This window comes from Hymenobacter elongatus (assembly GCF_004745955.1).
GTDB lineage: Bacteria > Bacteroidota > Bacteroidia > Cytophagales > Hymenobacteraceae > Hymenobacter > Hymenobacter elongatus.
The window spans coordinates 1-621 of sequence record NZ_SRLD01000126.1; the positions used below are offsets into that span (position 1 = coordinate 1).

2 tRNA genes and 1 rRNA gene are annotated in these 621 nt (G+C 50.7%); all 3 read right to left on the reverse strand.

Going from position 1 to position 621, the window contains the following annotated elements:
• Positions 1-270 precede the first annotated feature (270 nt).
• Positions 271-344 (reverse strand) — tRNA-Ala (locus tag E5J99_RS21060).
• Between the two features lie 37 nt (positions 345-381).
• Positions 382-455: transfer RNA gene (locus E5J99_RS21065), tRNA-Ile, on the reverse strand.
• A gap of 109 nt (positions 456-564) precedes the next feature.
• Positions 565-621, reverse strand: a 16S ribosomal RNA gene (locus E5J99_RS21070); the annotation flags it as partial.

Sequence of the window (621 nt, forward strand, 5' to 3'; positions counted from 1 at the left end):
TTATCACGTCCTTCATCGCCTCTGAGAGCCAAGGCATCCCCCGTGTGCCCTTCTTTACTTCTTTTGTCTCCCGAACTTGCGTTCCGGAGAGCTCCCTGTGCCTGACCTTGCAGCCTAGCAACAGGTTATTGTCTTCTTACTCGTTTTCTTACGTCAAAGAACATCTGACCCCCTATTAGGATCACTGTAGCACCAAAGCACGAAGGCCATAGTGCTGATGAATGTAGTATTCTCACTTAGAAGCACCCAGTTGGTGCTGCAAGTATTCAGTGGAGAATAACGGATTCGAACCGTTGACCCCCTGCGTGCAAGGCAGGTGCTCTAGCCAGCTGAGCTAATCCCCCATTCTCGTGTCCAATTGGCATTCCCAACTGTTGACAGTGGGCCTGCCTGGACTCGAACCAGGGACCTCTACATTATCAGTGTAGCGCTCTAACCACCTGAGCTACAAGCCCGGTCCCTATTTTATTACTAAAATAGCTCCGATAAAATCGTTGAATAGGAGGAAATGACAAATAGGGTGCGTCCTTGAAGGGGATAATCTCACGAGTCGGACCGCTCCAGAAAGGAGGTGATCCAGCCGCACCTTCCGGTACGGCTACCTTGTTACGACTTAGCCCC